The 25074-nt window shown below is 67.2% G+C and carries 23 protein-coding genes; 15 read left to right on the top strand and 8 right to left on the bottom strand.

What is annotated here, in order from left to right:
- Positions 1 to 38 precede the first annotated feature (38 nt).
- From ABE85_RS12570 to ABE85_RS12555, 4 genes are all read left to right on the top strand, one after another.
- Positions 39 to 515 (top strand): hypothetical protein, encoded by a 477-nt coding sequence (locus ABE85_RS12570; RefSeq protein WP_157522299.1) that lies wholly within the window; start codon positions 39 to 41, stop codon positions 513 to 515.
- A 121-nt stretch (positions 516 to 636) separates the two neighbouring features.
- Positions 637 to 1026: a hypothetical protein gene (locus ABE85_RS27545; protein ID WP_157522296.1), complete on the top strand. Its 390-nt coding sequence runs from the start codon at positions 637 to 639 to the stop codon at positions 1024 to 1026.
- Positions 1027 to 1385: 359 nt separating this feature from the next.
- Positions 1386 to 2549, top strand: coding sequence for a GGDEF domain-containing protein (locus tag ABE85_RS12560; protein WP_067274756.1), 1164 nt, complete (start codon positions 1386 to 1388; stop codon positions 2547 to 2549).
- Between the two features lie 140 nt (positions 2550 to 2689).
- Positions 2690 to 3130, top strand: coding sequence for a hypothetical protein (locus tag ABE85_RS12555; RefSeq protein WP_067274752.1), 441 nt, complete (start codon positions 2690 to 2692; stop codon positions 3128 to 3130).
- 101 nt (positions 3131 to 3231) lie between these two features.
- Here the strand turns inward: ABE85_RS12555 and ABE85_RS12550 are convergent, their stop codons facing one another.
- Genes ABE85_RS12550 through ABE85_RS12540 form a run of 3 tightly spaced genes read right to left on the bottom strand, consistent with a single transcriptional unit; the run spans position 3232 to position 4771 of the window.
- Positions 3232 to 3600, bottom strand: coding sequence for a hypothetical protein (locus ABE85_RS12550; RefSeq protein WP_157522293.1), 369 nt, complete (start codon positions 3598 to 3600; stop codon positions 3232 to 3234).
- A gap of 47 nt (positions 3601 to 3647) precedes the next feature.
- Positions 3648 to 4301 (bottom strand): glutathione S-transferase, encoded by a 654-nt coding sequence (locus tag ABE85_RS12545; protein ID WP_082938570.1) that lies wholly within the window; start codon positions 4299 to 4301, stop codon positions 3648 to 3650.
- Positions 4289 to 4771, bottom strand: a complete 483-nt coding sequence (locus ABE85_RS12540; RefSeq protein WP_067274748.1) for a GreA/GreB family elongation factor — start codon at positions 4769 to 4771, stop codon at positions 4289 to 4291. The genes ABE85_RS12545 and ABE85_RS12540 overlap by 13 nt, the downstream gene beginning before the upstream one ends.
- Positions 4772 to 4901: 130 nt before the next feature.
- Here ABE85_RS12540 and ABE85_RS12535 point away from each other — a divergent pair, with 130 nt between their 5' ends.
- Positions 4902 to 6461 (top strand): hypothetical protein, encoded by a 1560-nt coding sequence (locus ABE85_RS12535; RefSeq protein ID WP_067274744.1) that lies wholly within the window; start codon positions 4902 to 4904, stop codon positions 6459 to 6461.
- A 17-nt stretch (positions 6462 to 6478) separates the two neighbouring features.
- Here the strand turns inward: ABE85_RS12535 and ABE85_RS12530 are convergent, their stop codons facing one another.
- The 3 genes from ABE85_RS12530 to ABE85_RS12520 form a co-directional block, all read right to left on the bottom strand.
- On the bottom strand, positions 6479 to 7090 hold the full coding sequence (locus ABE85_RS12530) for a chromate transporter (RefSeq protein ID WP_310732607.1): 612 nt from the start codon (positions 7088 to 7090) through the stop codon (positions 6479 to 6481).
- The gene (locus ABE85_RS12525) at positions 7087 to 7686 is read right to left on the bottom strand and encodes a chromate transporter (protein WP_067282599.1); all 600 of its coding nucleotides are present in this window, start codon (positions 7684 to 7686) and stop codon (positions 7087 to 7089) included. Before ABE85_RS12525 ends, ABE85_RS12530 begins: the two co-directional genes overlap by 4 nt.
- Before the next feature lie 65 nt (positions 7687 to 7751).
- A complete protein-coding gene (locus tag ABE85_RS12520) occupies positions 7752 to 8759 on the bottom strand; it encodes a D-2-hydroxyacid dehydrogenase family protein (protein ID WP_067274741.1) in 1008 nt (335 codons plus the stop codon).
- Positions 8760 to 8894: 135 nt separating this feature from the next.
- On the opposite strand from ABE85_RS12520, the gene ABE85_RS12515 reads away from it, so the two are divergent.
- A complete protein-coding gene (locus ABE85_RS12515) occupies positions 8895 to 9401 on the top strand; it encodes a DUF1993 family protein (RefSeq protein ID WP_231993295.1) in 507 nt (168 codons plus the stop codon).
- Here the strand turns inward: ABE85_RS12515 and ABE85_RS12510 are convergent, their stop codons facing one another.
- Complete coding sequence (locus ABE85_RS12510) at positions 9402 to 9923, bottom strand: hypothetical protein (protein WP_067274738.1); 522 nt, start codon at positions 9921 to 9923, stop codon at positions 9402 to 9404. It abuts the gene before it with no gap.
- A gap of 438 nt (positions 9924 to 10361) precedes the next feature.
- On the opposite strand from ABE85_RS12510, the gene ABE85_RS12500 reads away from it, so the two are divergent.
- The 4 genes from ABE85_RS12500 to ABE85_RS12485 all read left to right on the top strand — a co-directional run bounded on the left by ABE85_RS12500 (position 10362) and on the right by ABE85_RS12485 (position 17450).
- Positions 10362 to 12218, top strand: coding sequence for an acetylglucosamine transferase (locus ABE85_RS12500; protein WP_231993294.1), 1857 nt, complete (start codon positions 10362 to 10364; stop codon positions 12216 to 12218).
- A 19-nt stretch (positions 12219 to 12237) separates the two neighbouring features.
- Positions 12238 to 14625 carry a type I secretion system permease/ATPase gene (locus tag ABE85_RS12495; RefSeq protein ID WP_067274731.1) on the top strand — a complete coding sequence of 796 codons (2388 nt, stop codon included), beginning with the start codon at positions 12238 to 12240 and terminating at the stop codon, positions 14623 to 14625.
- 31 nt (positions 14626 to 14656) lie between these two features.
- Positions 14657 to 15865, top strand: a complete 1209-nt coding sequence (locus ABE85_RS12490; RefSeq protein WP_067274728.1) for an HlyD family type I secretion periplasmic adaptor subunit — start codon at positions 14657 to 14659, stop codon at positions 15863 to 15865.
- 166 nt (positions 15866 to 16031) lie between these two features.
- The gene (locus tag ABE85_RS12485) at positions 16032 to 17450 is read left to right on the top strand and encodes a TolC family protein (protein ID WP_067274725.1); all 1419 of its coding nucleotides are present in this window, start codon (positions 16032 to 16034) and stop codon (positions 17448 to 17450) included.
- 97 nt (positions 17451 to 17547) lie between these two features.
- Here the strand turns inward: ABE85_RS12485 and ABE85_RS12480 are convergent, their stop codons facing one another.
- Positions 17548 to 18504: a PEP-CTERM sorting domain-containing protein gene (locus ABE85_RS12480; protein WP_067274722.1), complete on the bottom strand. Its 957-nt coding sequence runs from the start codon at positions 18502 to 18504 to the stop codon at positions 17548 to 17550.
- 381 nt (positions 18505 to 18885) lie between these two features.
- On the opposite strand from ABE85_RS12480, the gene ABE85_RS12475 reads away from it, so the two are divergent.
- The 5 genes from ABE85_RS12475 to ABE85_RS12455 all read left to right on the top strand — a co-directional run bounded on the left by ABE85_RS12475 (position 18886) and on the right by ABE85_RS12455 (position 25070).
- Positions 18886 to 19767, top strand: coding sequence for a ThiF family adenylyltransferase (locus tag ABE85_RS12475; protein WP_067274719.1), 882 nt, complete (start codon positions 18886 to 18888; stop codon positions 19765 to 19767).
- Between the two features lie 242 nt (positions 19768 to 20009).
- On the top strand, positions 20010 to 20648 hold the full coding sequence (locus ABE85_RS12470; protein WP_067274715.1) for an XrtA/PEP-CTERM system exopolysaccharide export protein: 639 nt from the start codon (positions 20010 to 20012) through the stop codon (positions 20646 to 20648).
- Positions 20649 to 20808: 160 nt separating this feature from the next.
- Complete coding sequence (locus ABE85_RS12465) at positions 20809 to 22401, top strand: XrtA system polysaccharide chain length determinant (RefSeq protein ID WP_067274712.1); 1593 nt, start codon at positions 20809 to 20811, stop codon at positions 22399 to 22401.
- 13 nt (positions 22402 to 22414) lie between these two features.
- The gene (locus tag ABE85_RS12460) at positions 22415 to 23458 is read left to right on the top strand and encodes an XrtA-associated tyrosine autokinase (protein ID WP_067274708.1); all 1044 of its coding nucleotides are present in this window, start codon (positions 22415 to 22417) and stop codon (positions 23456 to 23458) included.
- Positions 23459 to 23462: 4 nt separating this feature from the next.
- Entirely contained in the window at positions 23463 to 25070 is a 1608-nt protein-coding gene (locus ABE85_RS12455) for a TIGR03016 family PEP-CTERM system-associated outer membrane protein (RefSeq protein ID WP_067274705.1), read from the top strand.
- Positions 25071 to 25074 lie beyond the last annotated feature (4 nt).

Genomic DNA, 25074 nt, shown 5'->3' with positions numbered 1-25074 from the left:
GTAAGAATTGAGGCACACAACAGGTCAGGTGAATTTGAATGTTCGGCCTTGCTCGAAAGCCTGCAGCGCCCGTAGCTGCGAGCGCAGTGCATCTCTACTTTTCTGATGCGGCTGTCATCGTGGCTGCAATGCATCGAAATCTCGAAGGCATCTACTTCGAGCAAGCGGACGCGACGGTTCGATTGGCTGGCGTCCCGTCGGCGCACGAGCTGGGTCGGGCCTTTCAGTCCGCCTTCCAAAGCTTCTCGATGGTGGATGCTGACCTCCGTGGTGCGAAGAGGTCCGACTGGCCGGCGTTCAAGGCTTCGGGCGCGCGCTCGGTCAAGCAGTTTGAGGACGAATTCCGCCCTGTCAGCTGCTACAGCCTCAATCCAGGCAATGCCATTGTTCGTGCGAGTACGCCGCACGCGCGCAAGTCTGAAGTCGAGCTGTCGACCTCTTTCAATCCGCTTCAGTCTGCGGAGGCCATCGGTGCGCGGCTACTGCGACTACTCGAAACGGCCAAGGCCAGTTGAGCAGAGTCCGGAACGTGACCGTAGGGATATTTCCGCTTCCGCTGCACAGCCAGCTTCTGCTTCAGGAAATGTTGGGACACGAATCGGCCACGGTCCGCATGCAGCACACCAAGCTCTTCCCATGAACTCCAAAGAATTCGTTCAAGGTCTCGTCCGAAGCGTCCACGAATCCAGCATCGCAGGAGTAGTCGCGACGCTCAGATCACCGAGCGGACGGCGACCTGCGGTGCGTGTGACCGAACTCAGCGAATGGTTTAAGGGCCTGTCTGAGGCGGATCAATTGCGTTTGACCCAGGTCATCGAATTGGCAGTCCATTCCGCGCTCTTTGGCACCTTATGCGTGCTGGATGGCGTGCGTGCTGTCGAAGACAGTCCGACGAGAGCTGAACTGCATTTGCTGGCTGTAGGCCCGACTGGCGCCGAGCGGCTGAACTCGCCGGATGCAGGGCCATTGCATGACTTTTATCAGGCCTGTGTATTCGAGCGCGTCTTCAATCAAAAGGTGCAATGAAACGCTCGAAGCGCCGCGCCTCGGATCCATGTGACCGACCGCGCGGAGCGCTGCTCCATGTGAGCATCACTGCCGTGGAACGATGCGTTGTCCTGACCGTTCTTGCTACTACAGCTTGCAACGTCCGCACGAGGCCCCTTCTTCTTTCCCCGGCCTCTGTGGACAACTCTGTTGGCAGACCTAGGGCGAGCACTGCAACGCGTTGATTCCTATGGCATCCGCTTCGATTGCCCGGAAATGAGGCAGCACTGACCGAGGCGCCGACATCGAGAGGGGGTGTTGTCTGCTTCAGGCTGAAGTCCAACGCTGCGTCCCATGGCCAACAATGGGCGTCTGCACGCACCCGCTCATCCGTCTCCATGGTTCTCGACCCCTTCACCTTGCTCGTCCTCACCGCGGCCATGGCCGCGGCCTCGGCGCTGTACCTGGCCGCGGAATGGGGCAGCGTGCGCGAACGGTCGCTGCTGCTCTGGAGCACGGGCTTCGCCATCATCGCCGTGGGCAGCGTGCTGGCCCTGCTGCGTTCCAGCGGGCATGTGCTGTTCGGCATCTGGTTTCCCAATGGCCTGCTGATCGGCGCCCACTGGATGTTCCTGGCCGGCGTCGCGCGATTCACGCGCACGCGGCTGCCACGCGCCTGGTGGCTGCTGGTCGTCGTGTGGCTCGCCATGCTGCTGCTTCCCGACAGGCCCTGGTGGTCCAAGGCGATGCTGGGCATCCAGTCCCTGATGATCGCCGTCATCACCCTGCGCGCCGGTCTGCTGCTGCGTCCTCACGGCGGCGTGTTGAGCCCGGGCGCGGCGCAGCTGCGCTTCGTCCTGGTGGCCCACGGCCTGTTCTACCTCGCCAAGGCCGCCACGACCCTGGCGCCGGAGGCTGTCGTCAACCTCGCCGGTTTCCGCGGCACGGTGATCCTCGTGTCCCTGGTGGAAGGCGCGATGGCGATCATGCTGCTCGCGATGTCCATGACCGGCACCGAGCGGCATCGCCGCGAGGAACGCATCGCGGAGATCGCCGCACGCGACCCGCTGACCAATCTGGACAACCGGCGCGCGCTCTATCTGCGCGCCCCGGCGCTGCTGGGGCAGGCATCCCCGGCTAGCCCCTGCGCCCTGCTGCTCATCGACATCGACCACTTCAAGCAGGTCAACGACCTTCACGGCCACGCCGCCGGGGATCGTTTGCTGATGACGCTGAGCGACCTCATCCGCGGCGCACTGCCCCCGGACGCGATCGCGGCCCGGCTGGGCGGGGACGAATTCGTGATCCTGCTGCGAGGCGTCTCCGACGTCGCCGCGCAGGCGTTGGGCCAGGACTTGCGCGAAACGTTCTCGCGGCAGGCGCGCGAGATGTTCGTGACGCCGGAACCGGTGTCGCTGAGCATAGGCGCGACCTTGTCCGGCCAGCCCGACGCGGAACTCTCGCACTGGCTCAAGCAGGCGGACGAGGCCCTCTACGCCTCCAAGCGCAAGGGACGCGACCGGATGGAACTGATCCCGTTCGTGCCCGGACCGCCGCGCTGACCTGCCTGGTCGATGCCGGCGACAAGCAAGACCTGGCCCCCAGAAGAAGTCATCCGGACAACAGGCAGAATCCGGACGTACGGGGCGAGGCCGGCGTCAGGCCTGCCGGGAAGCGCCTCTTGAGGAATGGAGCAGCATCAATGGCACTGACGAAGAAGGGCGAGTTCTGGTACGGGACCACATCCGGCGATACCCAGGCCGAACTGCGCAGCTACAGCGTGGCGAATCGCCATGAGGCCACCAGGTTTGCCACGTCCAAATGCGATTGCGGATGCCGGACCTTCGCGCTGCAGACGGATGAAGAGGCCGGCGTGGCCATCCGCACCTGCACCGACTGCGGGCTGGAACACCTGATGGGCGACAGTGCGGACCACGTCGAAGAAGCCGCGCCTGAGACGCACGAGTGCGTGTGCGAGAACGAGGTGTTCGAGCTGGTGTCCGGCGTCTCCGTGTACGAAGGCACCCATGACGTGCGCTGGTACTACATCGCCTGCCACTGCGTGGAATGCAACCTGGTCGGGGTCTTCGCGGACTGGAAGTGCGAAGCAGGCGATGCGGCGGCTTTCCTTGCCAAGGTCTGAGCATGACGTCGTCGACCTGAGTACGACGCAGCCGCCGAGATCGTCTCGCGTGGAATGAAAAACGGGACGCCGAGGCGTCCCGTGCTGCTTCCGCAATGGAATCAGAGGATGTCCATCCAGGAGACCTCACAGCTGCCGGCCCGCTGCGGGAGCGTGTCGTCAATATGGACATTGACGAGCCTTCCGGAGGCGAGAGCGGCGTGCGCTGCAGCAATGAGATGCTTGAACTTGGCATCGATGATGACGCGCTGTGTTTCTCGGCATGTCAGGTTGCTGGGGACGTTCAGCGGCGTCGTGAACCAGAGTTCAACGGTGTTGTCGTAGAGATCGTTGGAGTAGTTGCCGACGGACCGGATCTTGGCGATCTTCAACCCTTCGATCGTCTCTTCGGCCGCATGAGCAGGCAGGGTGGACATGGCGGTCAGCAGACCGGCCGCAGCGCACATGGCGCCGAGCTTCGAACGTTTCATCTGGTTCCTCCCAAATTGAGGCGAGGAGAATAACGGAGCGAACGGGGTCAGACCGGTGGAAAGCGATTCACACCCTCTGCGGGCAGCTTGTGCATGCAAGCCGTGAACAGCGGATGGACGAGCCAGCCGTTCAGCCATGTCCGCACGGACGGGACGTCCAGCGTTGCAAACCATTCCGGGTCCACCGAGGCGAACTGGCGGACGAAGGGCATCACTGCCAGATCGGTGGCGCATGACGTTGCGCCGCCGAGGCAGCGCGCGTCGCGCAGTCGTGCCTCCAGCTGTCGCAGCAGCACATCCACTGCCTGGTCGCGGTGTGCGTCCGGCGCGAGGGTCTCACCCGCGTAGCGCTGGGGGTACTTCCAGCGGTCCAGGTGATGCTTGAAGTCGCCGTCATTGCGCTGCAGCAGGTCAAGGTTCGCAGGCGACTGCGCCCGCGCCCACCAGCCCTGCGTATCGGGCTCAGCCAGCGCCCAGCGCATGATGTCCCAGCTCTCCTCGATCACGCTGCCATCGGGCAGCTGCAGCACCGGTACCGTCGCCTTGGGCGACAAGGCCAGCAAGCTGGCCGGCTTGTCGCGCAGGCTGACCTCCACCGCGTCGAAGTCCCGCCCGGCTTGCAGCAGTGCCATCCGCGCGCGCATCGCGTAGGGGCAGCGGCGGAAGGTGTAGAGCCGCGGCAACGGGCTCAACGCACCCACAGGACCTCGAACTGCTGTCGGATGGAAGCGACCTGTATCGACACCTCATCGCCTTCGCATTTGCCCAGCAGGGCCCTGCCCAACGGGGCTTCGCCGCTGATGACCTGGACGAGTTGAGCGCCGTTCACCAGTTGCATGCTGCCCCCGTCCGGGCCGAGAAAGAGCTGTTGCTGCCTGTCGTCGGCATCGACCAGGCAGACCAGCGCGCCGAGCTGTATGCCTTTGCTGGTGTCGTAGGGGCGCGGGCGGAACTGGCGCCAATGGGTCATCGCCTGGTGGATGGCTTCGGCGCGACGAGCCTGGCCGGTGGCCAGGTAGGCGGCTTCCAGACCCAGGGTGTCGTACTTGTTCTCGGCGATGTTCTCTTCGTGAGTCGCCGTTTCATGCGCCGCGCGCGCGGCCTGTTCGACTTGCAGCAGGTCTTCGGCGAGCCGTGCCAGCACCTGCTGCTGCAGCAAGAATTTATCCATGATGAAAGTTTGGCATTTCGAACGGGCGGACTCGCCTCGATTGTGAAGGCCGGGCGTGCAAGCCCTCTATGCTGCCGGCCGTCGGACGCCTCGACGCGCCGGCAACAACATCGACAGAGGGAGGATAAACATGGATTCGATCGAGCAATCGCTCCCGGCGCCGGCGTACACCGGTCCGTTCGCCTTTTTCCGACGCCATTGGAACGGCGACTACCCGCTCGGACGCTCGTACTGGGTCAACAACGTCCTCCTGTCGCTGGGCGCGGTGCTCCTGGGCTTGATGGTCGTGCGCTGGCTGTCCGACCGCGCGCAGTACCGCTACTCCTCGATCGCCATCATGGCGACGATGGTCCTGGCCTACACCTGCTCGCTCTGGGCCATGCGCGGCACCTGGATGTCCGCGTCCAAGCACACCTCGCGAGGCGGTCATCGCGGCTGGGCCATCACGGCCCAGGTGATGCTCTGCCTCGGGCTGGTGAAGGCCGCCGTCGACGTGCGCCAGCTGTGGCCCCAGATGAAGGAGCATTGGCAGATCGCCACCGGTGAGGTGTTCGGCTCGAACGCGAGGATCGAGCTGCGGGCCGGCGGCCAGTCGCTGCTGTTGGCGGGCGGCATCCATGAAGGCAGCGCCGAGCAGCTGGAGGCGGCCCTGCGCGCGAACCCGGGCGTGCGCACGGTCGTGTTCTCCTCGCCCGGAGGCTGGATCCGCGAGGGCGAGCGCCTGGCCGACGTCGTCCGCAGCCGCGGGCTGAACACCTACGTCGAAGGCGGGTGCGCGTCGGCGTGCACGATCGCGTTCCTGGCAGGGAAGGACCGCGCCGCGGCGCCCAATGCCCGCATCGGCTTCCATGCCGGCCGGCGCGTGGGCGGCGGCGGTCCTTCGGCGTCCGCGCGCGACGCCGACGAGCTGCGGGCGGTCTACCGGAGAGCCGGCGTGGAAGGGGCCTTCGTCACCCGGGTCCTGAGCACGCCGTACGAGGGCATGTGGTTCCCGACGGTGGACGAGATGCTGGCCGCGAAGGTGCTCACGCGCCGCAGCATCGGCGGAGAAACGGCGGCGATGGCCACGGCGTTCAAGTCCCGGGAGGCCTGGGCCGCGACGCTGAAGCAGACCGAAGCGTTCGCCGCGCTGGAGGAGCGGGCGCCCCAGGACTTCGCGCGCATCCTGGATGCCGCCTGGGCGAAGGCGCAGGCGGGGGCGACGGACACGGAAGTGAGCATGGCGGCGCGCGCGCAGGTGACGCCGATCGTCTCCCGACTGCTGCCGCAGACCAGCGATGCCACGCTCATCGCGTATCACCAGCTGCTGGTCAAGGAGTTCGAGGTGCTGCTGGAGAAGGATCCGGCGGTGTGCGTGGAAGCGGCCTTCCCGACGGGCAAGCCGGTCAACCTCATGAGCCTGTTGCCCAAGGAGATGGTGGCGGAGGAACTGCGGCTCCTGGCCCAGGTGATCCGGGAGGCGGATCCGAAGCGGGTGAAGCGGCCGGCCCAGTCGGAACTGGCCCTGGTGGCGGGACGCGCGGCGAGGAAGATGACCGATCAGCAGCGGGACATCTTCGCCGACGAGACGTCCCGCGCGAAGGCGAGCCCGGCGGCGGTGTGCGGCGCGACGCTGGTGTTCTTCAAGGGACTGGGCGACATCCCGCTGGCGGAGCGGGGACGGGGCCTGCGGGTGCTGTTCTCGGGCTGAGGATCCGCGCCCGCGGCTCACACCACGCCTAGCGCCCCCAGCACGCCACCCGCCAGCACCATCCAGACGATGCCGATCTTGGTCCGCATCGTGAGCACCACGGTCGCGACGATCATCGCGAGCGTCGCCCAGCGGTGACCGGGATCGACGAGGTAAGGAGCCGCCAGCAACCAGCCCGTCGCGATCATCAGGCCGAGCGTCAGCGGGGCCATGCCGACGGTGAACGCACGCACCCCGAGGTGCTCGCGGTTGTTGCGCGCCCATCGCGTCGCCGCCACGACCAGCGTGGTCGACGGCAGCAGGATGCCGGCCATCGCCGCGGCCGCGCCCAGCAGCCCCGACACGTTGAAGCCCAGCACCGCGACGAAGAGGATGTTCGGGCCCGGCGCCGCCTGCGCCAGCGCGATCGAACTGGTGAAGCTCTGGTCCGTCAGCCAGTGGCGTTCGTCGACCAGGTAGCGGTGCATGTCCGGCGCCGTCGTGATCGCGCCGCCGATCGACAGCAGCGACAGCATCAGGAAATGCAGCATCAGCGCGCCGAGTTCGGGCCAGCTCAGCGTGCCGACCAGCATCTGGGTCCATCCGGCGTGAGCACCGACCTGCGCGCCGACCTGCGCGGCGGCGCTCATGGGCGGACTCCCGCGCGGCTGCGCTTGAGCGCGATCAGCGCCAGCGTCATGCCCTGGCCTCCCACGCTCAGCACGATCCAGAACAGGGGCAGCTTGAGCCAGACCGTCGCGCCGAACACCAGCGCCGCGAGCGCCAGTCCGGGCGCCAGGCCGATGGGGTTCTTCTTCAGCGAGGGCAGCAGCTTGAAGCCCGTCGCCAGGATCAGCCCGGCCGACACCGCACCCATGCCGCGCAGCGCGCCGGTCATGCGCGGCGAAGCCAGCCAGGTCGTCGACAAGGCCGCCAGGATCAGCACGATCACGGCGGGGAACAGCATCATCCCGGCCAGCGCGACCAGCGCGCCGCGCAGACCGAAGAAGCGGTCGCCGATCATCAGCGAGATGTTCACGATGTTCGGCCCGGGCAGCACCTGCGCGACGGCGAGCGTCTCGACGAACTCCTCGCGCGTCATCCAGTTCAGACGCTCGACCAGTTCCCGCTGCGCCACCGCCAGCACGCCGCCGAAGCCCTGCAGCGCCAGCCAGGTGAAAGCCCAGAACAGCTGGGAGAGGGACTCGGGTTGCGCGAGCGCGGGTGCGGGCGCAGGGTCGGGCAGGACTGGCGCGGCGCCCGGCTCGGCGCCTTCAGGGGAGGAGGGCGGTCCGGAGGAGGCCTCCGCGCTCACCGTTGTCCCTTCAGCACATCCGGATTGACGATGTTGGACGGCTTGCCGGCCATGTAGTTGAGGACGTTGTCGAACGCCGCGTCGAAGTACATCTGGTAGCTGTCCTGCTCGACGTAGCCGATGTGCGGCGTGCACACGGCGTTCTCGAGGCGCAGCAGCGGATGGCCCTGGAGGATGGGCTCGGACTCGAACACGTCCACCGCCGCCATGCCGGGTCTGCCGCGGTTCAGGCCGGAGACCAGCGCGCCGTCGGCGACCAGTTCGGCGCGCGAGGTGTTCACGAAGAGCGAGGTCGGTTTCATCCGCGCCAGGTCCTCGGGGCTCACGATGCCGGTGGTCTCGTCCGACAGCCGCAGGTGCAGGGTCAGCACGTCCGACTGCTCGAAGAAGGCTTCGCGGGTGTCCGCGGCCTGGTGGCCGTCGGCCTGCGCGCGCAGCCGCGAGGCCTCGCTGCCCCAGACCAGCACCTGCATGCCGAAGGCCTTGCCGTAGCCGGCGATCAGCTGGCCGATCTTGCCGTAGCCCCAGATGCCCAGCGTCTTGCCGCGCAGCACCATGCCCAGGCCGAAGTTCGGCGGCATCGAGCCGGACTTCAGGCCCGACTGCTGCCACACGCCGTGCTTGAGCGTCGAGATGTACTGCGGCAGCCGCCGCATCGCGGCCATGATCAGCGCCCAGGTCAGCTCCGCGGGGGCGATCGGCGAACCTCCACCCTCGGCCACGGCGATCCCGAGCCGGGTGCAGGCGTCGACATCGATGTGCTTGCCGACGCGTCCGGTCTGCGAGATCAGTTTGAGCTTGGGCAGCTTCTCCAGCAGTTGGCGGGGGAAGTGGGTGCGTTCGCGGATCGTCACCAGCACTTCGGCGTCACGCAGCCGGACCGACAGCTGTCCGATGCCCTTGACGGTGTTGGTGAAGACCTTGGCGTTCAGCGCGTCCAGCTTGGCGGCGCAAGGCAGCTTGCGCACGGCGTCCTGGTAGTCGTCGAGGATGATGATGTTCATAGGCGTGCGGGCTCCGATCCTACTCGCCTGGATCGGTCACCCCAAGGCCATTGGGCGAGCGGCGTGCAACAGATCGGAACAGGCACTAGCATCGCGCCCGCATCGCATCCCCCAATCCCAGACAAGGAGATCCCCATGGACATGTACGCCGCCACCGTGCCGGTGTTCGACCGCATGCTAAGCAACATGCAGACCTGGATCCGCACCGCGCGCGATCACGCCATCGCCAAGGGCTTCGACGAATCGGTCTACCTGACGCTGCGCCTGGCGCCGGACATGCTGCCGCTGCCGCGCCAGGTGCAGATCGCCAGCGATGCCGCCAAGAGCGGCACCGCGCGCCTGGCCAGCATCGAGGTGCCGAGCTGGCCCGACAGCGAAGCGAGCCTGGAAGAGCTGATCCAGCGCATCCAGAAGACCCGCGACTTCATCAAGACGGTCACGCCCGAGCAGATCAACGGCTCCGAAACCCGTGCGGTCAGCGTGCCGCGCCGCGACAAGGAGCCGCTGAAGTTCGAAGGCCAGGACTTCGCCCGGTTCTACAACCTGCCCAACTTCTTCTTCCACGCCACCACGCTGTATGCGCTGCTGCGCAACGCCGGCGTGCCGCTGGGCAAGATGGATTTCCTGGGCCAGCCCAAGTAATCAGCCGAGCAGGCGACGCAGCAGGCTCTTGCCCTGCTCGAGCTGCCGGTTGAGCGCGATCAGGCGGGCTTCTGCTTCCGCCTGGTCGAAGCTCCGGGCCACTTCCGTGTAGATCGCCGTCCGCAGGTGCCACAGGTCCTGCGGATGCCGCGCATGGACGATGTGGCGGAGCAGGGCGGTGACGCGCTCCTGCGTGTCGGCGCCCGCGTCGACGGCCAGGTCGGCGACGCTGGCGCGGAACGCCGCCCGCAGTCTCGCCATCGTGCGGGCGCTCGCCTGCGGCCGGCGACCTTCGCCGGGCCACAGCCGCATCAGGCTCTGGAAGATGGAATCCCCGCTGCGCCGCCGCGTCGGCGCATCGTTCATCGCCGCGCCGCCGGCACTGCCGAGGCGGCCTGCCGGTTCCACCCAGGACTGGGTGTCCACCGCGCGCGTTTCGAAATCGTCTGGCTCGAGGGCTTCCACCGCTTCGGCCGCTTCGACGATCTCATCCCATCGGGACAGACCTGGAATCGCTTTCATGGGCTGCGTTCTTCTTGTCCTGGTTGATGAACGCGCGTCCCTCGACGTCCCTTTGCGGGCTTGCTCTATCGCGCGGCGTCCGGGCTCTCGGAGGCCTGGATCGCGAGACGATTGTGGAAGTCGGCCTTGTAACAAGATGCTCGGATAAGGCGGTGACGGCGGCCTCAATTCGTGCTCAAGTTCTCGCTCCGGCGGCCGATAACGGGCTGAATGGGCGGGTCGCCGGTGTCCGCGGCACGCCCAGGGCGGAGATTCCAGGCAGGGAAATAGGCGGTTGGCACCGTCCATTTGCCGGGATGCCTCCGGGAACGCACGGACACAATCCCGTACAGGCGGCCCATGGGCCTGAGCCGGCTCGTCCGGCCGTGCCCGCCGGACCGCTCCACCGTGCCCCGAAAGCCCGACCACATGGACATCGCCCGCCCCAGCATGCCGAACTTGAGCGTTCCCGCCCCGCTGGCCCAGGAATGGGAGCAACTGCTGACCCGCGCCCGCGAGGGCTCGCTCCCGTTGCCGGAGCTGATGGACCGGGGCAATTTCTTCCAAGGCCAGAATCTCGGCGATGCCGCCGCCCATCTGTATGAGACGTGGCTCTCGCAGGTGGGGCAGCCGCCCGCCGCGCGTCTGGTGGCGCTCTACAACTGGGGCACCGTGCTGGGCAACATCCAGCAGCACGAGCGCGCCGAGCAGGTCTACCTGCAGGCGCTGGCGATCAGCCCCAGCTTTGCCCAGGCGCGTCTGAATCTCGGTCATCAGCTGGAGCATCTGAAGCGGATCGACGAGGCGCTCGTCGCCTGGCGCGAGGTCTATGAAGGGTCGGGGCCGATGGAGGCCCTCGGCGCCGATCAGACCGGTCTGCGTACCCATGCGTTCAACAACGCCGCGCGGCTGCTGGAACTGCAGCGTCGTTACGACGAGTCGGAAGCGCTGATGGTGCGCAGCCTCACGCTCAATCCCGAGCAGACGGACGTGATGCAGCATTACGTGCACATCCGCCAGAAGCAGTGCAAGTGGCCGGTTTACGAGGCGTTCGGAGAAGTTACGCACAACAAGCTGCTCATTGCCACCTCATTGCTGGCAACGCTGAGCGCCACCGATGATCCTGCGCTTCAGATGGGCGCCGCGCAGCGCTTCGTCCACGAGAAGGTGACGAAGCAGAAGGAGGCGCTCTGGCGCCACCCGGTCTCTGTGGCGGCGCGCCAGCAGGGCGGCAAGATCAAGATCGGCTACCTGTCCGGTGACCTGTGCATGCATGCCGTCGGTCTGCTGACCGCCGAGCTGTACGAGCTGCACGATCGCGAAAAATTCGAGATCCACGCCTTCGACTGGAGCCGCGAGGACGGCACGGCACTGCGCAAGCGGATCCTGATGTCGATGGACAAGGTCTGGCGACTGGGCGCGATGGACGACGCCACCGCCGCCAAGCTGATCGCGCAGGCGGGGATCGACGTGCTGGTCGACCTGCAGGGGCTGACCAGCGGCGCCCGCCCGAACATCCTGGCCCATCGGCCGGCACCGGTGCAGGTCAGTTACCTGGGCTTGCCGGCGACTTCGTTGCTGCCCGGCGTGGATTGGATCCTGGCGGATCACTTCACGATGCCGCCCGAATACCTGCCGTACTGCAGCGAAAAGCCCATTTTCCTGCCGCATTGCTATCAGGTCAGCGATCGCAAGCGCGAGATCGGCGCCGATCCGACGCGAGCCCAGTACGAGCTTCCCGAGGACGCCTTCGTCTTCTGTTCGTTCAACAACAACCACAAGATGAACGCCGAGATGTTCGGCGCCTGGATGCGCATCCTGCAGGGGGTGCCGAACTCGGTGCTGTGGCTGCTGGCGGACAACGAGTGGGCCAAGACCAACCTCCGGCGCGAGGCCGAGGCCGCAGGCATCGATGCGTCGCGGCTGATCTTCGCCCCGCGTGTGGCGCCGCCGGACTACCTGGCGCGCTTCCAGCTGCCGGACCTCGTGCTGGATACCTTCCCCTACAACGCCGGCACGACCGCCAGCGACTGTCTCTGGATGGGCACGCCCATCCTCACCCGCTCTGGCCGCAGCTATATCTCCCGCATGTGCGGCAGCCTGCTGACGGCCGTCGGCCTGCCGGACCTGATCACCTTCTCGGTCGAGGAATACGTTCAGCGCGCCATCCAGATCGGGCTGAATCCTGGCCGGGCGAAGTCCTACAAGCGCTATCTGCGGGACGAAGGGCGCAACAGCGCACTTTTCGACATGCCGGCCATCGTTCGTGACATCGAGCGCGAATTCGAGCAATTGGCACTCGCCCATCGCGACTGAACTTGACAACATCCGATAAATGAACCGGCCGCACGACCCCTTCTTCGACGGTGACCAGCGCGCCCGCGGCCCTGGCCTGCGCCTGGCCGCGGAAGACGGCCAGCGTGCGCCCGGTATCCCCGACGCGCCGCATGATCCGCTCGCGGATCTGGCGCAGCAGCCGGCGGTCGATCCGCTGCTGCAATGCCTGTCCTGGCTGACGCAGCATCATGGCCGCGCCCGCTCGGTGGAATCGCTGCGCGCCGGCGCGCCCGTCGAAGGCGCGCTCAGCCCGGATCAGGCCATCCGCCTGATGCGCGAAGCCGGCTACAACGCCGGCCTGCTGCGCAAGGGCATCGAAGAGATCAATCAGCTGCTGCTGCCGGCGGTGCTGCTGCTCAACGGCGGCGACGCCTGCGTGCTGGTGCGCCGCCTGGACGACGACGGCTCGGGCGCCGTGCGCTACGAGGTCGTGTTCCCCGGCCCCGAGGCCGCGAGCTGCGTCGCCCCCGCCTCCGAGCTGGACCAGGAGTACAGCGGCTTCATCCTTGCGATCGCGCCGCAGGAGGTCTCGCAGGCCAAGCCGATCGCCGGCGCGAAGGACGACACGCCGCTGCTGCAGGCCGACTCGCACTGGCTGTTCGGCACGCTGAAGCGCTTCATCCCGTACTACCGCTCGGCGATGCTCGCCGCGCTGCTGAGCAACGTGCTCATGATGGTGTCCGGCCTGGTGACCTCGGTCATCTACGACAAGGTCATCCCGCACCAGGCCTTCGTCACGCTGTGGACGCTGGCCGTCGGCGCCGGTCTGGCGCTGATCTTCGACCTCTTCGCGCGGCAACTGCGGGCGCACTTGATCGATCTCGCCGGCCGCAAGACCGACCTGATCGTCGGCGCCAAGCTGTTCCGCCAGACGCTGGGCGTGCGGATGGAACATCGGCCCGCATCGGCGGGCTCCTATGCGCATTACCTCGCGCAGGTGGAGGTCGTGCGCGACTTCTTCACCTCGGCCACGATGTCGGTGCTGACGGACCTGCCGTTCGTGGTGCTCTTCGTCGCGATGACCTTCATCATCGGCGGCCCGCTGGGCTGGGTGCTGATGGCGGCGATCCCGCTGATGCTGCTGATGAGCTTCGGCATCCAGGGCTACCTGCGCCGCGCGATGCGCACCAACATGACCGAGGCGGCCGACCTGCACGGCACGCTGGTCGAGGCGCTGGAAGGCCTCGAGGACCTCAAGACCACCGGCGCCGAAGGCCGCTTCCTGCGCCGCTACGAACACAGCACCGCCATCGTCGCCGAGTCCGCCCTCAAGGCCCGCACGATGGCCAGCTGGAGCATGAACATCTCGATGACCATGCAGCAGGCGATCAACCTGGTGATGCTGGTCTGGGGCGTCTACCTGATCAACGAGAGCGTGATCAGCGCCGGCGCGCTGATCGGCGCGGTCATGTTCGCCGGCCGCGCCACGGTGCCGCTGAACAGCCTGGTGAGTCTGGCGACCCGCTACCAGGGCGCGCGGGCGGCGATGCTGTCGCTGAACTCGGTGATGAGCGCGCCGGTGGAGCGCGACTCCGCCCGCAACTACGTCCCGCTGAACCAGATCACCGGCCGCATCGGCCTGAACGACATCGGGTTCTCGTACCCGGCGCAAGGTGACGCGCAGTCGCCGAAGGTGCTGCGCAATGTGACCATGCGCGTGCAACCGGGCGAACGCCTCGCGATCCTGGGCCGCATCGGCAGCGGCAAGTCGACGGTGCTGCGCATGCTGGCCGGCCTGTATCAGCCGACCGAGGGCCACGTCGAGATCGACGGCATCGATCTGCGCCAGGTCGACCCGGCGGAGTTCCGCAGCAAGGTCGGTTTCGTGTCGCAGGAGCCGCGGCTGTTCCATGGCACGCTGCGCGACAACGTCCTGATGGGGCGCCACGTCGATGCGCAGCGGCTCGTCGAGGTTGCCAAGCTCACCGGCCTGGACCGCGTCGTCGCCGGTCATCCGATGGGCTGGGACCTGCCGGTGGGTGAAATGGGATCGCTGCTGTCCGGCGGCCAGCGTCAACTGGTCGCGCTCGCGCGCAGTCTGGTCACCAAGCCGCAGATCCTGTTGATGGACGAGCCGACCAGCTCGATGGACGCGCAGTCCGAGATCGCCTTCCTCCGTCAGCTCCGCGACGCCGCCGGCGCGTGCACGCTGATCATGGTCACGCACCGTCCGGCGGTGCTCGAGCTGGTGTCGCGCATCGTCGTCGTCGACACCGGACGCCTCGTCATGGACGGTCCCCGCGACCAGGTCCTGGCAGCGCTCTCCGGCGCCCGCCCGCCCGGCCAGCCGCAACAGCAGCAGCCTCAACCGGGCCAGCAGCCGCAAGCCGCGCCGGTCCACGTCCATCCGGCCGCTCAGGCGGTGAATCGCGCCGCGTCGGTGTGATGGCCGTCCGATATCCCTTCTGAACTCCCCCATGTCGCAGTCCCGCACCCTCAGCCGCGAAGAAGGCCTGTTCGTCGGCAGCGTCCAGTCGGCGCTGATCGACGAGCCGTTGCCGCGCGCCGTCTGGGCGCTCTACCTGATGGCGGCGGTGTTGCTCGTCGGGTTGGCCTGGTCGTCGATCGCCACGGTCGACGAGGTCACCCGCAGCGATGCGCGCATCGTGCCGGACGGCAAGGAGCAGGTCATCGCCAGCCTGGAGTCCGGCACGCTGGGCAAGCTGCTGGTCCATGAAGGCGAGGAAGTGGAGGCCGGCGAGGCGCTGGCCGAGCTGGATCCGACCCGCGCCGAGGCCGCCGAGAACGAAAGCCAGGCCAAGCGCCTGGGCCTGATGGCGCAGGTCTCCCGGTTGCGCGCCGAGGCGCTGGGCGTGCCGCTGAAGTTCGCCGACGAGGTCAAGGGCGTGCAACGCCTGGTCGACAGCGAGACCGAGGTCTTCGAGACCCGTCGCCGCGTCCTGGAAGAGGCCACGGCCAGCATCAACCGCAGCATCGGCCTGCTCGCCACCGAGCAGAAGATGGCGCAGGACATGGCGTCGAAGGGCTTGATGTCCAACGTCGAGGTGATGCGCGTCACGCGCCAGGTCAACGAACTGCAGCAGCAGCGCAACGAGCGCATCAGCCGCTTCCGCCAGGACTCGAGCACCGAGCTGTCGAAGGCGCAGACCGACCTCGCGCAGCTGGATGAACAGCTCGTCGTACGCCGCGACGCGGTTACGCGCTCGGTGCTGAAGTCGCCGGTCAAGGGCCTGGTGAAGAACATCAAGATGAACACCGTCGGCGGTGTCATCACCTCGGGCACGCCGATCATGGAGATCGTCCCCATCGGCCCGCGCATCCTGATCGAGGCGCGCATCAAGCCCAAGGAGATCGGCTACATCCAGGTGGGTCAGACGGCCGTCGTCAAGCTCAACGGCTACGACTTCAACGTCAACGGCGGCCTGCACGGCAAGATCGAGTACGTGAGTCCCGACGCGCTCGGCGAGACCGAGAAGAACAACGAAGGCACCTACTACCGCGTCCTGATCACGGCCGAGCGCAACACGCTGCGCGCCAAGGGCGAGCCGCTGCCGGTCATCCCCGGCATGACGGCGATGGTGGACATCCGTACCGGCGAGCGCTCCGTGCTGAGCTACCTGCTGCGTCCGATGCTGAAGTCCAAGGAAGCGCTGCGCGAGCGTTGAGTCCGCATCGCGTCCATGCCGCCGCCCGCCCTGCGCGGGCGGTTTCATTTGTAAGCCCCGTCTTGAGGTCACGAACAGTCCGGTTGTGCGCCGCTTATCGGCGCTTCGCTTTCCCGCTGGAATGGTCCAGTAGAGGCATGGGAAATTGCTTGCAGTACGCGTGACCATGACCGACACCTCCCGGCGCCGCAGCCTGCGGCGCGCCTCCCTCTCCTCCTTCCGACTGACCGCTGGCGCGACCGTCGTCCTGACCGCGCTCTGCGCGTTCAGCGCGTCCGCCTGGGCGCAGGATCCGCCGCCGAGCCGCTGTTCCGATGAGCGCACGCTGCCCCCCGCGCAGCTATCCGCCAGGGACACCGCGCTGCTGGACGTGGGCGACTCAGATCCGCGCTCGCAACTGCAGGAGCTGATCAACCGCTCGCTTGCCCGCAGCAAGGCGCTGGGCGCGACGCGGCTGCTCACACAGGCGGCGGAGGCGGACTTCGAGGAAGCCAAGTCGCAGCGTCTGCCGACGGTGACCATGGGCATCACGGCCGGTCACACCGGCACCGTCGTGCCGGGCAACGGCTCGATCGACAATTCCAGCGGCCTGCAGGGGCGCGGCTCGCTGAGCGTGACCGCGCCGATCTACGACTCCGGCCGCATCACCAAGCTCACCGAATGGCGTTCCCAGCTGCTCGAGGCCGCGCGTTACGGACAGTCGAGCGCCGAGGAGCAGGTGGCGCTCCAGACCGTGTCGCTGGCGCTCGATCGCGGCCGTTATCAATTGCAGGCGCAGGTCTACAGCCAGTACGTGCGCAAGATGTCGTGCCTGGTCGAAGCCCTGGAGATCATCACCAAGGCCGACCGCGGCCGCGCCAGCGAGCTGGTGCAGGCGCAGAAGAGCCTGCAGCAGGCCGACCTGTCATACGAGCAGACGACCTCGGCGCTGCGCCAGACCGAGGTGCGCCTGAAGCGCTTCGTCGGCGACGAGCTGCCGCGCGGCGCGGCGATGAGTTCCGTCCTCGCGCGCCTGCCGGACCTCAACGAAATGCTGGCCGACGTCATGGTCTCGCCCGACGTGTCGGCCGCCGCCGCGCAGGCGCAGGCGCAGCGCAGTTATGCGGAATCCGTGCGCGCCGGGCAGCAGCCCAGCGTGAGCCTGCTGGTCAGCGGCAATTCGACGATCGGCCAGGCACGGCAGACCGACTGGATAGGCGGCGTGACGGTCAATATCCCGATCGTGCAGCCGGGGGCCGACTCCGCGCTGACCTCGGCGCGGCGACGCGCGCAGGCAGCGTCGCTGCAGCGCGATGAAACGATCGAAGCCAAGCGCTATCGCGTGCAGGAGATGTACGAGGCGGCGTCCTCGTCGCTCGACCGTTCGCGCCGGCTGGTCGACATCCTGCGCAGCAGCGAGCGCGTCCGCGGCTTCACGCTGCAGCAGTGGCAGCAACTCGGCAAGCGGTCGCTCTTCGACGTGATGGGCGCGGAGAGCGACTACTACTCGAACCGCATCGCGCATGTGAACGCGCTCTACGACGCCCAGCAGGTCGTGGCGATCATCTGGTCGCAAGGACGCGGCGTAGTGACGCCGCTACGCTGAGAGCCGCCGGGAGCGGGTCCCCTGCGCTTCGCAGAAACCCGTTGAACAATGAGAAAAGCCGCCCCGAGGGGCGGCTTCTGCATTCGGGAGAACCGAATTACTTGCGCAGGGCGCGGCGGCGTTGGGCGAAGCCCACACCGGCCAGGGCCAGGCCGACCAGAGCCAGCGTGCCAGGTTCCGGCACGTTGATCACCAGCGAGCCGTCCAGGGTCGACTGACGGATCAGGCCGCCACCGGCGTTGTACAGCTGGTTCGCGGTCGGGATCGGAGGATCGACGTTGGTGTCGAGCACCCAGCTGACCGAGATGTTGTTGTTCAGCCAGTTGCTGTACAGCGAGCCCAGGCCGTCACCGGAGTTGAAGAAGTTCTGGACGAAGGTGTCGCCGCCAGCGTAGCTGTAGTCGACGTAGCCCTTGACGTTCAGGTTGGTCAGCTCGATTTCCGAACCCGTGACGATCAGGCGCAGGACTTCCTTGCCGTTGTTCGGATCGGTCGCAGCGCTCTGGTAGAACACGCTGAACACGCCGCTGTTGTACGCCACGTAGTCGGACACGCCGTCGCCGTTGGAGTCAACGGTCTTGCCGACGATCTGGTACGAGTAGGTCAGGCCCCAGGCGCCGCCCAGGCCGCCGACGTTGCCGAAGCCGTAGGCCGGGAAGCCCACGCCGCCGACGAAACCGTTCAGATCGGACGGGTTGGTCGGGTTGTTCAGCGAGTCGATGTTGGTCTGTGCCGGCGCGTTCGGGTAGTTGAACGAAGCGGAACCGCCCGACAGCGTGGTGTGGGTGCCGGCCGAGAAGCCGTAGAAGTTCATCACCGACGGGATGTTGGTGTCGATCACCGTGGTGCCGGGCGTAGCCGGCGAGCCCAGGTAGATCGAGGTCGCCAGCGTGCCGCTGTAACCCAGTTGGTCGAACGTCGTGGTGTTCGTCGAACCGTTGGGTTCGGGAACGAAGTCTTGCCCGGTGTTGATGTACAGCGGTGCTGCCATCGCCGGCAACGTCGCGGCGGCCAGCGTCATCGCGGCCATTGCGAGCTTTGCTTGCTTGAACATGTGTCTCTCCTTGAGGATGCGTCTTGCCAGAAGCACGTTAGGAAGCGGCACGTGCCGGCTTCTTGGCGGACACCAAAGCGAGTACCGTGCCAGCATACTTTCCTCATTGAAAATCAATGACTTAACATTCAGATGCGGGAATCTTCGACGGGTCCTGTCAAGTTTTTCGACAGCGGTCCGGCCCGCATATCAGGGGGGGTGTTGAGGGGGTGAGGGGTTGGCGACGGGGTCTTCACTGCTCGCGCCGCATCACCCTCAAGGGGGTCTCGCCCGGCTTTTCCATCGTTTGCCGTCATGCCGTCGGCGCATACTCGCCGCCTGCGCTGCGGGATCGGTTCCACGCGATCCGGCGGCGGCGCGATTCGAATAAAGGGAGAGCCCATGACGCGAGACACCCCTTCCGGTTTTGTCTTCGATTACGACCGCGCGTTCTCGCGCAATATCGGCTGGGTCACGAAGGACGAGCAGCAGCGCCTGCGCCGGGCCCGCGTGGCGGTGGCCGGATTGGGCGGCGTCGGTGGCGCGCACGTGCTGACCCTGTCGCGCCTGGGAATCTCCAACTTCAATATCGCCGACTTCGATGAGTTCGATGTCCACAACATGAATCGCCAGGCGGCGGCATTCATGTCGTCGATGGGCCGCCCCAAGATCGACGTGGTCTCGGAAATGGCCCGCGACATCAACCCGGAAAGCGACATCCGCCTTTTCCGCGAGGGCGTGACCGACGCCAACCTCGACGAGTTCCTGAAGGGCGTCGACGTGTATGTCGACAGCCTCGACTTCTTCGTCCTCGAGGTGCGCCGCAAGGTTTTCCGCCGCTGCCGCGAGCTGGGCATCCCGGCGATGACGGCCGCTCCTCTGGGAATGGGCACGGCCTTCCTGTACTTCAGCCCGATCGGGATGACGTTTGAAGACTATTTCCAGGTCGATGGCCGCGACCACGAGGAGCAGTATGCGCGCTTCATCGCCGGGGTATCTCCGGCGATGCTCAGTCGCCAGTATCTGGTCGCGCCCGAGGCGGTGAACTTCAAGGAAAAGCGTGGCCCCTCGACGGGAATGGCCTGCGAGTTGTGCGCGGGTCTCATGGGCACCAGCGTGCTGAAGCTGCTGCTGAATCGCGGCGCGTTGCGCGCGGCACCGTGGGGCATGCATTTCGACGCCTATCGCGGCCGTCTCAAGCACACCTGGCGGCCCTGGGGAAATGCCCATCCGCTGCAGCGCCTCCTGATTGCGCTGATCAAGCCGGTGCTGCGCGGAAAATAGACGGCGGCGTCGCCGGTTCGCGGGTTTTCCACGAGGCTTTGCCGTGATGTTTGACGAGGTTTTCCGCGAGGTTTTTGAACCGGGCGGATGCCGAGTTGTTTCGGGGTTGTATCCGGACGGTTCCCGGGGCGGGTCCGCTAGCACGGAAACACGTCACGCCAGGGAGGGATCGCCCTCAGTCCAGGGGGTTCCACACCCGTGCGCGCTGAGGTGCAATCCGGTCAGCTTCCAGAGGGGTGGATATGGTGAAGAACACTGGATTGAAGATCGTTTCCGTCAAGGCGGCACACGCTGCGTTGCTGGCCGTCGCCGCGGCGCTCGCCGGCTGCTCGACCACGGGCGGTCTGCCGCCCGCGCCGGTCGCCGCCTCGCAGGCGGACTACAGCTACGTCGTCGGTGCCGGCGACCAGCTCAACATCATCGTCTGGCGCAATCCGGAGCTGTCGCTGACGGTGCCGGTCCGCCCCGACGGCAAGATCGCCGCCCCGCTGATCGACGAGCTGCCGGTGCAGGGCAAGAACTCCGTCGAGGTCGCCCGCGACATCGAAAAGCAGCTCGGCAAGTACGTGCGCGATCCGGTGGTGACCGTGATCGTGACCAGCTTCGTGGGCCCGTACAGCGAGCAGATCCGCGTCGTCGGCGAAGCCGCCAAGCCGATGTTCCTGCCCTACAAGCAGAAGATGACGCTGCTGGACGTGATGATCGCCGTGGGCGGCCTGACCGACTTCGCGGCCGGCAACTCGGCCTCCATCCTGCGGACCGCGGAAGGCAACAAGCAGTACTCGGTGCGCCTCAAGGACCTGATCCGTCGCGGCGACGTGTCCGCTAACGTCGAGATGCGCCCGGGCGACATCCTGATCATTCCGCAGAGCTTCTTCTGACCGGCGCCCGGACGGCCGCGCGCGCGGACCTGCGGGTCGGCGGGGGCGGCCGGAGGGCCTACCCCGGATCGTCCCCCGCGCTTCCAGCATTTCCAGCAGTACAGGCCCGTCCCGAACCGGGCCCCGCCGGCGCTACAGCCGGTGCAACCGAGATCGCCGCATGGATTCCCTCATCGCGCAACTGATGGCCGTGTTCAAGCGGATGTGGCGCTACCGCTGGCCGGGGCTGATCGCATCCTGGCTGGCCGCCATCGGCGCGGCCATCGTCGTGTTCGTCGTGCCCGACCGCTATGAGGCCAGCGCGCGCGTGTACGTCGACACGCAGTCCATCCTCAAGCCGCTGATGTCGGGCATGGCCGTGCTCTCCAACACCGAGCAGCAGGTCAACATGCTCAGCCGCACGTTGATCAGCCGGCCCAACGTCGAGAAGCTGGTGCGCATGGCCGACCTGGACCTGAAGGCCACCAGCAAGTCGGACCAGGAAGCGCTGATCGACCGCGTCACCCGCAACCTGTCGATCCAGACCGCCGGCAACACGGCCAACAACCTGTACCTGCTGTCCTACCGCGACTCGTCGCCGGAGATCTCCAAGAAGGTCGTGGCCTCGCTGCTGTCGATCTTCATGGAGTCCAGCCTGGGCGCCAGCCGCAAGGACAGCACCACCGCCGCGACTTTCCTGAACGAGCAGATCAAGACCTACGAGACCAAGCTCGAGGAGGCCGAGGGACGCCGCAAGGAATTCCGCCTGCGCAACCTGCAGCTGACGCAGGCCGACGGCAAGGACGCCGCCGCGCGCCTGGCCGAGGCGAGCAACCAGCTCGAAGCCGCCCGCCTGCAGCTGCGCGAGGCCGTCAACGCCCGCGACGCCGCACGTCAGCAGATCGAGGCCGAACGCAAGCGCAACCAGCCCGGTACCAGCCTGCAGAGCCTGATGCAGGAGAGCGCGCAGAAGTTCGCGACGCCGGAGCTGGACAACCGCATCGTCGAGCTCAAGCGCAACCTGGACCAGATGCAGCAGCGCTACACCGACGCGCACCCGGACATCGTCAACGTGAAGCGCCAGATCCGCGACCTGGAAGACCAGCGCCGCAAGGAAGTCGCCGAGCTCCAGAAGGCCGCGCTGGCCAATCCGTCGCCGACCGGCGGCCCCAACGACAGCCTGGCCAACCAGGAACTGGCCCGCATCCTGGCGGGCAAGGAAGTCGAGGTCGCGCAGATCCGCGCCCGCGTCGACGAGTACAGCTCGCGCTACACCTCCGCGCAAGGCGCGATCAAGCTGGCGCCGCAGCTCGAGGCCGAGTTCGCGCAGCTGAACCGCGACTACGACATCATCAAGAAGAACTACCAGGAGATGGTCGAGCGCCGCGAGTCGGCCTCGCTGTCGACCGACCTGGACAACACCTCGGGCGTCGCCGATTTCCGCATCATCGACCCGCCGCGCGCGTCGCCCAAGCCGGTGTCGCCGAACCGGCTGATGCTGCTGGCCGGCGGCCTCGTCGTGGCGGTGCTGGCCGGTCTGGTCACGGCCTTCGCCGCGAGCCAGATCCGCCCGGTCTTCCACGACCTCAACGAACTGCGCCACCGTCTGGAACTGCCGATCCTGGGCGCCGTGTCGCGCCAGGAGACGCGCGAGGACCGCCGTCGCCAGAAGGTGGACCTGCTGCGCTTCGGCGTCGCATCGGGAAGCCTGGTGAGCCTGTATGCGGTCGGCCTGATCGGCATGGCCATCTGGATCAGCCGCCAGGCCGGGTGAGGGGAGCTTTCACATGACGAGCCTGATCGAACAAGCCGCCGCGCGGCTGGAACAACTGAAACAGGCCGGCGTCGACGTCGGCCCGGCCACGGCCGCCGCGCCGGTGACCGCGCCGGCGGCGACTGCCGCACCCGCAGCACCCGCGGCACCCGCGGCACCCGCCTTGGCGGCGACGGTCGCACCGTCGGTCCAGCCGGTCCCGGTGGCGGCGCCGGCGGTGTTCCGCTCCCCCGGCGACGCGACCTCCAAGCGCGTGGACCTGGACCTCGAGGCGCTGGCCGCGCAGGGCTTCCTGACGCCCAACGCGCCGCGCACCGTGATGGCGGACCAGTACCGCAACATCAAGCGCCCGCTGATCCGCAACGCGATGAACCGGGGCGCCGCGTCGCTCAATCACGCCAACCTGATCATGGTGACCAGCGCGCTGCCCGGCGAGGGCAAGAGCTTCACCTCCTTGAACCTGGCCATGTCGATCGCGGCCGAGTTCGACAGCACCGTGATGCTGGTGGACGCCGACGTCGCCCGCCCGTCGATGCTGCGCATGCTGGGCCTGCCGCCCGGTCCCGGCCTGCTCGACGTGCTGGAGAAGGAGGCCGACATGGCCAGCGTCCTGCTCAAGACCAACGTCGACAAGCTGACGCTGCTGCCCAGCGGCCGTCCCCACGCGCGCGCCACCGAACTGCTGGCCAGCGATGCGATGACCGCGCTGCTGGACGACATGGCCAAGCGCTATCCGGACCGGATCATCATCTTCGACAGCCCGCCGCTGCTGCTGACCACCGAGTCCCGGGTGCTGGCCACGCACATGGGCCAGATCGTCATCGTCGTGCAGGCCGAACGCACGCCGCAGAGCGCGGTGCAGCAGGCGGTCGCCGCGATCGAGCACTGCCCGCTGAAGATGCTGCTGCTCAACCAGGCCAGCAACAAGCGCAGCAGCGGCTACGGCTACGGCTACGGGTATGGCTACGGGTATGGCTACGGCTACGGCGCCGCGGACGGGCAGGGCCATGCGCCGGACGCCGCGTCCAACCCGGCCGCCAGCCCGGACCGGGCCTGACACGATGATGCGGGCCAACGTCCTCCGCCGCCGGCCGCTTCCCTGCGGCGCTCCGGGCTCCCCGGTCCGCGCCGCCTGTCTCGTGGCGCTGGGTCTGGCCGCGGCCCTGGCGCAGACGCCGGCCGCCGCCCAGGATGACGGCACCGCCGCCGCGGGCTCGCGCAAGGGCATCGTCTTCACGCCGCGGGTCAGCGTCTCCGAGACCTGGACCGACAACCTCGCGCTGTCGCCCGACAACTCGCGCGACCGTGCCTTCATCACGACGGTGTCGCCGGGCCTGACGATCTCCAGCAACACCGGCGCGATACGCGGCAGTTTCGACTACACGCTCGACGGCATCGTCTACACGAAGAGCGACCGCGACGCGCGGCTCCAGAACCAGCTGAGCACCCGCCTCACGGCGGAACTGGTGCAGTCGGCGCTGTTCATCGACGTGACCGGCAACATCAGCCAGCAGTCGATCTCGGCCTTCGGCCAGCAGTCGCCGGACGGCAAGCTGGACAGCCCCAACCGCACGGAGACGCGCACGCTGCAGGTCTCGCCGTACTGGCGCGGCCGGCTGGGCAGCTTCGCGGGCTTCGAGCTGCGGGCGATGGGCCAGATGCGCAATTCCAGCGAGGGCGGCGCCGGGGCGACCAGCGGCAGCGGCAACACCAAGGAAGGCTCGCTGTCGCTGAACCTCTTCGGTCCCGCCGGCCGCGAACTCAACTGGGGCTTGAACACGTCCACGTCGCGCATGCACTTCGAGCAGACCGGCATCGACTACCGCACCACCAGCGTGATCGGGTCGCTGAACTGGGTGCCCGACGTCGACTGGGGCCTCGGCCTCACCGGCGGCCGCGAACGCAGCGACTACTTCGGTCCCGAGGCCACGTCCGTCTACGGCGCCAACCTGCGCTGGTCGCCCGGCCCGCGGACCAAGTTCTCCGCCGAGTGGCAGCACCACAGCTACGGCAACAGCCACAACCTGAGCTTCGAGCACCGCATGGCGCAGTTCTCGATGCGGGCCAACAGCAGCCAGAGCGTCAGCACCGGCGAGACGCCGACGGCCGCGACCAACTACCAGCTGCTCGACCTGCAGTTCGGCAGCCTGGAGCCCGATCCGGTCAAGCGCGATGCGTTCGTGCGCGGGCTGCTGGCCGCGCTGGGCCTCGATCCGAATTCGTTCAGCGGTACCGGCTTCCTGAGCAACACCGCGTCGCTGCAACGTCGCAGCGACCTGTCGCTGATCTGGACCGGCCCGCGGGTGACGGTCACGCTCAGCGGCAACGACAACAACAGCCGCCGCCTCATCAACTCCCCGACTGGCGTGGGCAGCGGCGACCTGGCGCTGACGGACCGCGTGCGCCAGCGCGGCGCGACGGTGTCGGTCGGCTACCGGCTCACGCCGCTGGCCAACGCCAACGTGAGCTACTCGCGGCAGAACTCCCGCGGCGACGGCGGCGTGGGCGGCAACGACATGCGCACGCTGACGGCCAACGCCACCTACCGCCTGGGCCCCCGCACCGACGCGGCCTTCGGCCTGCGCCAGACCAAGTTCGACGACACCAGCCTGTTCGCCACCAGCTATCAGGAAAACGCGATCTACGCATCGCTGACCCAGCGTTTTTAAGCAG

The organism is Mitsuaria sp. 7, assembly GCF_001653795.1.
In the GTDB taxonomy this organism is placed as follows: domain Bacteria; phylum Pseudomonadota; class Gammaproteobacteria; order Burkholderiales; family Burkholderiaceae_C; genus Roseateles.
The sequence above is the reverse complement of the archived record's forward strand: the minus strand, read 5'-3'. Positions and strand labels throughout refer to the sequence as shown.